Source organism: Sphingomonas bacterium (genome assembly GCF_903643065.1).
Classification (GTDB): domain Bacteria; phylum Pseudomonadota; class Alphaproteobacteria; order Sphingomonadales; family Sphingomonadaceae; genus Sphingomonas.
The window spans coordinates 1-6767 of record NZ_CAHJWX010000100.1 but is presented as its reverse complement, the minus strand read 5'-3'; the positions used below and the strand labels follow the sequence as shown (position 1 = coordinate 6767).

The window sequence follows — 6767 nt, the reverse complement described above, 5'->3', positions numbered from 1 at the left end:
GCGGTGGCCGGCGGTGGCGGCGTTCGCGGTCGAGATCGCCGGGCTGGCGGCGTGGCAGCCGTTGTTCTTCGGCGCGCACCGGGTGGGCGCCGCGCTGGCGCTGATCGTGGCGTTGCTGGTCTGGGGCATCGTCACGGCCGTGCTGTTCGGGCGCGTGCGATCGCGCGCGGCGTGGCTGCTGGTGCCGCTGCTCGCCTGGATTGGCTATGCGGCGGGGCTGACGCAGGGCATCGCCAGGCTGAACCCCGACGCGGAGCGGGTTGCGCCGGCCGCGCGCACGTCCCAACTATTGTGAAACGAGACGGGAACACGCCGATGCAATCCGAGAACCGCCTCTTCGACGATCTCGCCAAGGTGCTCAACGGCGCCGCCGGCACGCTGGCGGGCGTGGGCCGTGAGGCGCAGGAGAATGCGCGCGCGCGGGCGCGCGAGTGGGTGGGCGGGCTCGACTTCGTCAGCCGCGACGAGTTCGAGGCGGTAAAGGCGATGGCGGTCGCCGCGCGCGACGAGGCGGACGCGCTCAAGGCGCGACTGGAAGCGTTGGAGGGTCGGCACGCGGTGCCCGCCGACGTCGCCTGATCCGGGTTTTCCACAACGGAGCGCCGGCTGCCGCTTGCTCCCGTGCGGCCGACGCGGCACGATCACGCGCATGCTGAGTCCGCAGGACCATGAGGCCGATCCCGCCGCGCCGATAGATATGCTGGAAGCCTATTATACGGCACATGGCTGGGAGCATCATCGCGGCGACGAGGAGATCGTCGCGACGGCGCCGGGCAGCTGGACCAGCTATGAATTGCGCGCGCTGTGGCGCGAGCATGACAGCGTGCTCCAGTTCCTGGCCTTTCCGGACATCAAGGTGCCCGATGACCGGCGCGCGCCGCTGTATGAGGCGATCGGGCTGGTCAACGAGCAATTGTGGATGGGCCATTTCGAGCTGTGGTCGTCGACGGGCGTGCTGCTCTACCGCCACGCCGCGATGATCGACGGCGCCGGCGAGGAGGAGGGCACGATGTCGCTCGCCGCGTGCGAGCTGCTGATCGAGAGCGCAGTGGAGGAGTGCGAGCGCTTCTATCCCGCGTTCCAATTCGTGCTGTGGGGCGGCAAGAGCCCCAAGGACGCGCTCGCCGCCGCGATGGTCGATACGCAGGGAGAGGCGTGAGCGAGCCGCTCGCGGACGGCTCCGCCCTGGGCGAGGCGGCGGGCCGGCTGCTGCTGGTCGGCGCGGGCCACATGGGCGGCGCGATGCTGCGGCGCTGGCTGGAGGCGGGGCTCGATCCGGCCCGGATGACGGTCGTGAGCCCGAGCGGGCGGGCGATGCCTGACGGCGTGCGCGTGACTCGCGCGGTGCCCGACGAGCGCTTCGACACGGTGATGCTGGGGTTCAAGCCGTACCAGCTGGGCGGGCTGCGGCCGGTGCTGGCCGGACTGGCGCCGCGCCTGCTCGTCTCGATTCTGGCCGGGGTGGAAGTGGCGACGCTGGCCGGGCTGACCGGCGCCGGGGCGATCGTGCGAGCGATGCCTAACCTGCCGGTTGCGATCGGCAAGGGCGTGGTGGCGCTGCACGGGACGGGCGAGCTGGATCGCGCCGAGGCGCTGATGGCGCCGCTGGGGCTGGTCGAACGGATCGCGGACGAGGCGCTGTTCGACGTCGTCACCGCGCTGGCGGGGAGTGGGCCGGGCTTTCTGTACCGCTGGATCGATGCGGTGGCCCAGGCCGGCGCGGCGCTTGGGTTGCCTGCGGATCAGGCGGCGCGGCTGGCGCTGGCGACGGTCGAGGGCTCGGCCATGCTGGCGGCTCGGGCGGAGGCGAGCCCGGCGGCGCTGGCCGAGCGGGTCGCGTCGCCTGGCGGATCGACGCGCGAGGGGCTGAACGTGCTCGATCGCGATGGGGCGCTGGTGGCGCTGCTGACGGAGACGCTGCGCGCGGCGGCGGTGCGGAATGCCGAGATGGCGGCGGCGGCGCGGGGCTAGAGCCTGTCCGCTGCAGGTGTTTACTTCCGTTCATCCCGACCGCGGTTGAGGACCGAGCTTGGTGCGGTGTCTCGACTACGCTCGACACGAACGGGGTCAGGATTCGATCTGAACAGTACAATCCTGATCGCCATTCCGGGTTTGTCGCGGCAGCCACGCCCGACCCGGGCGGCATACCGACGTATCGACGCAATGTGCCTGGCCCGAGGTGGATCCCGACACGAGGCCGGGATGACGGGAGTTGGTAGCGAGCCTGATCGTAGATCCTGCTCCCTGCTCCCTCTTAACCGCTCAGCGCGACGATGTTCGCGCGCTCGGCTTCGGGCACCAGCCCTTCCAGCACCGTCCAGAAGCCGCTCACCGCATGCTGGCCCGCGCGCGCATAGGCGGCGGCGATGCGTTGGCGGGCCTGTTCGAACAGGCTGCTTTCCAGCGCCGCGCCGGCGGGCGTGAGCCGCAGCAGGCGCTGGCGGCGATCGCGCTCGCCCGGGCGCGTCTCCACCAGCCCGCGCTCGCCCAGCTCGGTCAGCACGCGGCCGAGCGATTGCTTGGTGATCGCCAGCAGCGCCAGCAGCTCGCTCACCGTCAGCTCCGGCTTGCGGCCGATGAAGTACAGCGCGCGGTGGTGCGCGCGGCCCAGCCCCTGCGCCGCCAGATCGCGGTCGATCGAGCGGGTGAGATGCGAATAGCCGAAATACAGCAGCTCCAGGCCGCGACGGAGTTCGGGATCGCGCAGGAACTGGGGGGACGCGGGTGCTGAGGCAGCCATGTTGACCCGTCTAACCACCGGCCCTAGTCGGCGGCAACCCCCGTTTCGGACATAAGGATCGACCGCCGCATGCTCGCGTCGTCAGCCTCGCCCTTCCGGCTGGAGCCGCATGCGACCCCCGTGGAGGCCGTCACGCGCGACGCGCGGCTGGTCGACCCCGGATTCGGCAAGGTCTTCACCGATCACATGGCGGTGGTGGGCTGGTCGAGCGCGGATGGCTGGCACGACGCGCGGGTCGTCGCGCGGACGCCGCTGAGCGTCGACCCGGCCTGCGCGGTGCTGCATTACGCGCAGGAGATCTTCGAGGGGCTCAAGGCCTATCGGCTGGCGGACGGGGGTACGGCGTTGTTCCGGCCGGACGCCAACGCCGCTCGCTTCCGCTCGTCGGCGCGACGGCTCGCCATGCCCGAGCTGCCGGACGAGCTGTTCGTCGCCTCGCTGAAGGCGCTGGTCGCCGCCGACCGCGACTGGATCCCGGCGGGGGAGGAGGGGGCGCTGTACCTGCGGCCCTTCTGCATCGCCAGCGAGGCGTTCCTGGGCGTCCGACCGGCGACCGAGTATCTGTACATGGTGGTCGCCTCGTCGGTCGGCGCCTATTGGAAAGGTGGCGCGCGGGCGGTGTCGCTGTGGGTCAGCCATCAGTTCACCCGCGCCGGCGCCGGCGGCACCGGCGCGGCGAAGTGCGGCGGCAACTATGCCACCAGCCTCATCGCGCAGCAGGAAGCGACCGAGCGCGGCCACGATCAGGTGGTATTCCTGGACGCGGCCGAGCGCCGCTGGGTGGAGGAGCTGGGCGGCATGAACATCTTCTTCGTGCATGCCGATGGCTCGCTGCGCACCCCGCCGCTGACCGGCACCATCCTGCCCGGCATCACCCGCGACAGCCTGATCGCGCTGGCGCGCGATGCGGGGCGCACCGTGCGCGAGGAGCCCTATGCGATCGAGCAATGGCGCGCGGACGCGGCGAGCGGCCGATGCGCGGAGGCGTTCGCCTGCGGCACGGCGGCGGTGGTGACGCCGATCGGCCAGGTGGCGGGGCCGGACTATGCGTTTCCGATCGGCGACGGCGGCATCGGCCCGGTGACGGCCGAGCTGCTCGCCGCGCTCGCCGCCGTGCAACGCGGCCGCGCGCCCGACCCGCACGGCTGGCGCTACCCGTTGCCCTGACCGCCCGGCGCGCTATACGGCCACCGACCGGTGGTGGGGCGTCGCCAAGCGGTAAGGCAGCGGCTTTTGGTGCCGCCATTCGCAGGTTCGAATCCTGCCGCCCCAGCCAATTCCCAGATAAGTGATTGATCTAGCTGGCTAAACCTAGTTTGGCCGCCCCAGAGTGCACAGTCGATTGTGCCAACGGGGTGTCCGCGAGGATTATTGCCGTTGGCCTGTCTTCAGCACGTCTATCGTCGCGGGCACATCTTCTGGTGGCGCCGGGTTCACCGTCTGTTGGGAAATGCCGCGCTAGACGTGCGGTTGTCGCTGGGGACCACCAACCGGCTCCAGGCGCGAAACAGGGGCGCGTTGTTGACCGCGTTCACGCCGGGAGTCGTCGAGATGCTCGACCGCAAGGTCAAAGCGGCAACCAGCATCACTGAACGCGAGCTCCAGGCCATCGCCAAGGCGATGTACGAGGAGCGCCTGAGCGAGGTCTGCACCGATCAGCGGTCCACGCCGTACCATGCCGCGCTCCACTCGGCGGCGAACCTCGCCTTCATCGACTATTTCGAGCGCCTGATGCGCTTGGGCGGGCACATGTCGTTCTTGCCTGCGGAGCAGCGTCAACTCGAGGATGACGGGTGGGACCCTCAACGCATCGCTGATCTGAAGGCGATCATCGCCATGCGCGAGGACCGGAGCATCAGCCCGATCCGGCGCGCGGAGATCGACCACCATCTCGCTGCCGCCGGTCTGCCCGTGGATGACCGGTCGCGCTGGAAAGTCGAACTGGCGCTCTATCCGACTTACCGAGACGCCTATGCCGATGCGGAGCAGCAACTCCAGCAGCTGGTGAGCCGACTGCAACCAGCGTCGATCCCGCCAGTATCATCAGCGGCGTCGTCGCCGATCCCAGTTCCTTTACCGGTATCCAGCGACCCGGCCGTGCCCGAAACCTGGCAGCATTGCACGCCCGTCGAGGCGGCCGAGCGCATGATCGCGGAAACTCCGCGCCTGCTCGCCCATCGCCAGGACGGCAAGCGCGCAAAGGAGAGTGTGGGCGAGCAGACGTTGCGCCAGATCCGCTGGGCAGCGGCGCTGCTCCAGAAATCGCTACCGCCCGGCACACCACTATGGCGCGTGACGAAGGCCGATATCCTCAAGCTCGACGCGTCGTTCGACCAACTGTCCGTCCGGTATGGCAAGGCACCGCGCGACCGCGATCTGAGCCAGAGCCTGGACGACGCCACCGCGTCGACGGCCGAGCAGGTCGCGGCCGGCGATCTGTCGACCGACGAGGTGGGTCTCTCCGCTGGCACGGCGAACAAGCACTACAACAAGCTCGGTCAGGTTCACGCCTTCATGCGCAAGACGGTGCCGATGGCCGCAGAGATCGACTTCGGCGAGTTCACCGTCGCGATCGACATGGATGAGCGCGAGGCCCGCCAACGCTACACGCGCGAGCAGGGCCAGGCGATCTTCCGCCTGTCACCTTGGACCGGGTGTCGCGACGTGGAGCGCCGGCTCGAACCCGGATCATCGATCATCCACGACGGGCTGTTCTACGTCCTGCTGCTCGTCTGGTACACCGGCGCCCGCCGGGAAGAACTCTGCAAGCTCATGCTCGACGACGTCGAAAGCGGACACGACATCCACTACCTGCTGATCCGCCCCACCGAAACCGGTCGGGTCAAGAACACGTCGGCGCGCCGCGTGGTCGTGATCGCCGACGAGCTGATCCGGCTCGGCTTCCTTCGTTATGTCGAGGCCATGCGCGCCGCGGGGGAGCGGCTTCTGTTTCCCGAACTGCTGCCCGCCGCCGACACCAAGCGCAAGCTGGGCGACGTCTTCTACAAGCTCTGGTGGATCTACATCGCCCGAGAGGTGCCGGGTCTGAAGCGTGGCCAGGCGATGCATTCCGCCCGGCACATGGTCTCGGACGAGCTCAAGGATCAGGAGGTCTTCCTCGAATTCAGAAACGACCACTTGGGCCATAAGGGTAGGGGCGGGGAGGGCGAGACGCGGTACCCGTCACGCGCCTCGTTGCTGAAGCTGAAGTCGGTCGTCGAGAAGATCCCCGTCGTCACGGCCGATCTGCCGGATCAGCTGGTCATGAACCTGCTGCCCGCCCAGCGGCGCTGCCCGCGTCCGGCGCGGGGGCGGGCCGACGACTGATGCCGTCCGTGGGACCCTGGCGAACGCAGGGGAGCGTTCGGTCGAGCACCCAAGGTGGCGAGATTGGGAAGGGCGCGCGCAGTCAGAAGAAGGAATGGTTCGGCTTCGGCATTCGCCTCAGCGCGAACGGAAGAAAGAGGATGAGCAGGATGGGTGGTGTATATACACCACCGCTGCTATGACAGCGCCTGCTCCGCGCCTTGGGGCTTGTCGCAGGGAGGTGGGCGATGCCGCAGAAAGTCAGTGAGCGCCCGGCTCGCGGGACGCGGCCCAAGCGGGCACCGAGGCTGAAGAAGGGCAAGAGCATCATCTTCCGCGTGACCGACGAAGAGGACGCGCGGCTTCGCCGGGAAGCCGGCGAGCTCGGCATCTCCGGCCACATCCGCTCGCGGGTGTTCAGCGGCGGCGCCTGGAACAGGGACGCCCTGCGCACGATCGCCGCGCTGCACTTCCTGGGACGGCGGGTTCAGCGGCTCGCCGAGCATCCGGCGGCCGACGCGGAGGTAATTGCCACGGCCTTGGGCGACGTGTGCGCCGCCATCATCAGGCTGGCTGACGAGGTTCCCGAGGTCGACGACGAGGATGCTGCCGCACCATGATCGTCAAAAAGGTGCCGGCCCGCCCTGTAAATAGGCGTCGAACCGGGACCCCCGATCGGCGTCTAAAAGGGACCCCCTTTACGGCGGTGGCAAGCGTCGAT

General features: G+C 69.2%; 8 protein-coding genes and 1 tRNA gene. 8 read left to right on the top strand and 1 reads right to left on the bottom strand.

Going from position 1 to position 6767, the window contains the following annotated elements; translation table 11 throughout:
* From HUU95_RS05145 to HUU95_RS05130, 4 genes are all read left to right on the top strand, one after another.
* On the top strand, positions 1-295 hold a 295-nt coding region (locus HUU95_RS05145), incomplete at its 5' end, for a tryptophan-rich sensory protein (RefSeq protein WP_174279130.1).
* Between the two features lie 20 nt (positions 296-315).
* Positions 316-579, top strand: a complete 264-nt coding sequence (locus HUU95_RS05140) for an accessory factor UbiK family protein (RefSeq protein WP_174279129.1) — start codon at positions 316-318, stop codon at positions 577-579.
* A gap of 70 nt (positions 580-649) precedes the next feature.
* Positions 650-1159 carry a YbjN domain-containing protein gene (locus tag HUU95_RS05135; protein ID WP_174279128.1) on the top strand — a complete coding sequence of 170 codons (510 nt, stop codon included), beginning with the start codon at positions 650-652 and terminating at the stop codon, positions 1157-1159.
* Between the two features lie 71 nt (positions 1160-1230).
* A complete protein-coding gene (locus HUU95_RS05130; RefSeq protein ID WP_174279131.1) occupies positions 1231-1971 on the top strand; it encodes a pyrroline-5-carboxylate reductase family protein in 741 nt (246 codons plus the stop codon).
* Between the two features lie 283 nt (positions 1972-2254).
* Here the strand turns inward: HUU95_RS05130 and HUU95_RS05125 are convergent, their stop codons facing one another.
* Positions 2255-2740: a MarR family winged helix-turn-helix transcriptional regulator gene (locus tag HUU95_RS05125; RefSeq protein ID WP_174279127.1), complete on the bottom strand. Its 486-nt coding sequence runs from the start codon at positions 2738-2740 to the stop codon at positions 2255-2257.
* A 69-nt stretch (positions 2741-2809) separates the two neighbouring features.
* Between HUU95_RS05125 and HUU95_RS05120 the strand changes: the two genes are divergently transcribed.
* From HUU95_RS05120 to HUU95_RS05105, 4 genes are all read left to right on the top strand, one after another.
* A complete protein-coding gene (locus HUU95_RS05120) occupies positions 2810-3907 on the top strand; it encodes a branched-chain amino acid aminotransferase (protein WP_174279126.1) in 1098 nt (365 codons plus the stop codon).
* A 34-nt stretch (positions 3908-3941) separates the two neighbouring features.
* Positions 3942-4016 (top strand) — tRNA-Gln (locus HUU95_RS05115).
* 101 nt (positions 4017-4117) lie between these two features.
* Entirely contained in the window at positions 4118-6067 is a 1950-nt protein-coding gene (locus tag HUU95_RS05110) for a hypothetical protein (protein ID WP_174279125.1), read from the top strand.
* Between the two features lie 227 nt (positions 6068-6294).
* Positions 6295-6666, top strand: a complete 372-nt coding sequence (locus HUU95_RS05105) for a hypothetical protein (RefSeq protein ID WP_174279124.1) — start codon at positions 6295-6297, stop codon at positions 6664-6666.
* Positions 6667-6767 lie beyond the last annotated feature (101 nt).